At 68.8% G+C, this 3,059-nt stretch carries 4 protein-coding genes; all 4 read right to left on the bottom strand.

Annotated elements, in window-relative coordinates:
• On the bottom strand, nt 1-605 hold a 605-nt coding region (tsaB, locus tag sphsw_RS11865), incomplete at its 3' end, for a tRNA (adenosine(37)-N6)-threonylcarbamoyltransferase complex dimerization subunit type 1 TsaB (protein ID WP_031440803.1).
• Nucleotides 606-644: 39 nt separating this feature from the next.
• On the bottom strand, nt 645-1,244 hold the full coding sequence (locus sphsw_RS11870) for a malonic semialdehyde reductase (protein ID WP_031440804.1): 600 nt from the start codon (nt 1,242-1,244) through the stop codon (nt 645-647).
• A complete protein-coding gene (locus sphsw_RS11875) occupies nt 1,244-1,816 on the bottom strand; it encodes a NifU family protein (protein ID WP_031396534.1) in 573 nt (190 codons plus the stop codon). Before sphsw_RS11875 ends, sphsw_RS11870 begins: the two co-directional genes overlap by 1 nt.
• Nucleotides 1,817-1,899: 83 nt before the next feature.
• On the bottom strand, nt 1,900-2,730 hold the full coding sequence (locus sphsw_RS11880; RefSeq protein ID WP_235188377.1) for an aspartyl/asparaginyl beta-hydroxylase domain-containing protein: 831 nt from the start codon (nt 2,728-2,730) through the stop codon (nt 1,900-1,902).
• Nucleotides 2,731-3,059 lie beyond the last annotated feature (329 nt).

Raw genomic sequence — 3,059 nt, forward strand, 5'->3', positions numbered from 1 at the left:
GCGGGCTTCGCATCGGGCGCGCGGCCGTAGATCGGGACGGGCGGCAGCGCGGTGAGTGTCTCGGGCAACAGGATCGCGGCGCCCGCATCGGGCAGCGCCTCGGTCAGGTCGAGATCATCGGCGAGTGCGGCAAGCCAGCGCACGCCATTGCCGACCGCGCGCCGCCCCGCCAGCGCCGCGAGCGCCGCGTCGGGCTTCAGCGACACCATGTCGGTGCGCGGCGACAGATCGGCGGCAAAGCACTGCATGAAGACCTCGCCATGCCCGCCCTCTAAAACTACTGCAATATCATCGGTTAAGCGATCGTCGAATCCCGCCGCGGCGACCAAAGGCAGCGACGAGAAGCCGGTGACCGTCGCCGACCAGCCGAGCGCGAGGCCGCGCGCGGCGGCGATGCCGACGCGGACGCCGGTGAAGCTGCCGGGGCCGACATCAACGAGGATGCGGTCGGCGCGGCCGCCGCCGGGCAGCGCGGCGATCATCGGCACGAGCCGTTCGGCATGGCCGCGCCCGACGACGTCATGCGTCCGCGCGACGATCACGCCGTCATCAGCGAGCGCGACCGAACAGGCGGCGGTGGACGTCTCTATGATCAGCGTGCGCATATCTTTAGTCCCTCTCCCCTCCGGGAAGAGGGCGTCATGTCAGGCGATGCTGTTGAACTTCGCGAAGTCGGGGCGTGGCGACCTGGCGAAGATCGTCGCGGGGTCGCCATAGCCGAGCGTCGCGATGAAATTGGTGCGGACCGCAGGCGTGTCGGCGAAGAACGCGGCATCGACCTTGTCCGCGTCGAACCCCGACATCGGCCCGGTATCGAGCCCGAGCATCCGCGCGGCGATGATGAAATAGGCGCCCTGCAGCGTCGAATTGCGGAACGCGGATGCCGCGCGCAGTTCGGCGCTGCCCGTGAACCAGGACTTCGCATCGGCGTGCGGGAACAGCTCGGGTAGATGCTCGTGGAAGTCAGTGTCCATGCCGATGATCACCGAGACGGGGGCGTTCAGGATCTTGGGCTGGTTCTGCGCGCTGCACGCGTCGGCAAGCTTCTGCTTGGACTCGTCGCTGACGCACCAGACCAGCCGCGCGGGCAGCTGGTTGGCGGACGTCGGACCCCATTTCATCAGGTCCCAGATCGCATGCAGATCGGCCGTCGCGACCGGGCGATCGGTATAGCCGTTATAGCTGCGCGCCTCGCGGAAGATCGCGTCGAGCACGGCGTCGGGCTGCGGACCGCGCGGGGTCATCAGACGGCGCGCACTTCGGTGACTTCGGGGACGTAGTATTTCAGCAGCTGCTCGATGCCGTTCTTGAGCGTCGCGCTCGACGAGGGGCAGCCGGCGCACGCGCCTTGGAGCTGGAGGAACACCTTGCCCTTGTCGAAGCCGCGATAGACGATGTCGCCGCCGTCATTGGCGACCGCGGGGCGGACGCGCGTCTCGATCAGGTCACGGATCTGCGCGACGATATCGGCATCGGCGGGGTCGTCGGTCAGCACGGTATCGTCGGACGGCACCGAGAAGCCTGCGCTCGCGGGGCGGAACAGCGGCATCGCGGCGGAGAAGTGGTCGAGCATGATCGCCAGCACGTCGGGCTTCAGATCCGACCAGGCGACGCCGGGCGCGGCGGTCACCGAGACGAAGTCGCGCCCGAAGAACACGCCGGTCACGTCGCCGAGCCGGAAGATCGCATCGGCGAGCGAACTCGCCTCGGCCTCCTCGGGGGTGGCGAAGTCGCGGGTGCCGGACTCCATGACGGTGCGTCCCGGCAGGAACTTCAACGTCGCGGGGTTCGGGGTGGATTCCGTTTCGATCAGCATGGGGTGCATGTGGCGACGGGGGGCGGAGGGATCAAGCAAACTCTTCCTTGGCACCGGCATAGCGTTTGAGCGGCCGGATGCCGTCAGACGTCGAGCTGTTTCACCGCGGCGTTCCAGTCGCTGATGTTGCGGACCGCGTCCTGGACGAAGGCGGAGCGGCGGACGACGTTCAGGAAGGCGTCGGCGATCCACTTGCCCGGATTGCGCAGCGGGCGCTCGAACTGGATGAGCAGGACGACGCGCGTGCCGCTCGTGTCGTTCCAGACCGCGTGGTCGTAGGTGTCGTCGAACACCAGCGTCTCGCCCTCCGACCAGCGCACGGTGCGGTCGTGGACGCGCATCCGGACGTCGCCGTCGCGCGGCACGATCAGGCCGAGGTGACAGGTGATCAGCCCCTTGGTCACGCCGCGATGCTCGGGGATGTGCGTGCCCGGCGCGAGGATCGAGAAGAAGGCGCTGTTGAGCCCCGGGATCTGCGCGACGAGATCGCGCGTGCGCGGGCAGCGCACCAGATTCTCGTCGATCGGATAGCCATAGCCCCAGAGGAAGAACGAGCGCCACTTGTTGATCTCGGCGATCGCGCGGTGATCGGGCGAGATCGTCGCGAGGCTGGGCGAGGCCTCGCCGCGCAAGGCGACCGCGACCGCCTCGTCACGGATATCGCGCCAATGCTCGCGCAGCAGCTGCGTCCAGGCGAAGTCGCGGACGTCGAGCACCGGGTCGTTCGAGACGAGCGACGAACTTGCGATCAGCCGGTCGAACACGCCGCGCAGATGCTTGCCGACGCGGATGATCAGCGGCCGGCCGGGTTCCGCCGCGAGCGGCGCGCCGGGCCGGGGCGCGCCCGAAATGACGGTCAGATCGGGGGTGCGGTGGGGGGTGCTGCGGTGATCACGACCAGAATTTCGCCACATTGCCGGACCCGTCGCGGTCCCGGTCTTCGCCCTGACTTCGGCTTGCATTCGCACTCCACTCTTCGTCGTTCGCTCGTACCGCGCGCCCGTATCCGCGCTTGCAGGTGATTGAGATAGCGCGGCTATGGGACGAAATGATGGCGCGGCGCGCGCGACGGGCACGGCGCTGGCGGTCGGCGGCCGGGGGCGCTACAGGACGGCATGGCGTTTACCCCCCGCGCGCTCGGCGCTCCCGTCTTCCTGTCGCTCGTGCTGTGCCTGGCGATCCCTGCCATCGGCCAATCGGGGACGCGGCCCGCGTCCCGCGCCAAGCCGCCCGCGGCGGCACC

The organism is Sphingomonas sp. FUKUSWIS1 (assembly GCF_000733135.1).
GTDB lineage: Bacteria > Pseudomonadota > Alphaproteobacteria > Sphingomonadales > Sphingomonadaceae > Sphingomonas > Sphingomonas aerolata.

Excerpts from the sequence above, each read along its gene's own strand:
- sphsw_RS11875 (WP_031396534.1), bottom strand. The coding sequence starts at position 1,816 with ATGCTGATCGAAACGGAATCCACCCCGAACCCCGCGACGTTGAAGTTC.
- sphsw_RS11880 (WP_235188377.1), bottom strand. The coding sequence starts at position 2,730 with ATGTGGCGAAATTCTGGTCGTGATCACCGCAGCACCCCCCACCGCACC.
- sphsw_RS11870 (WP_031440804.1), bottom strand. The coding sequence starts at position 1,244 with ATGACCCCGCGCGGTCCGCAGCCCGACGCCGTGCTCGACGCGATCTTC.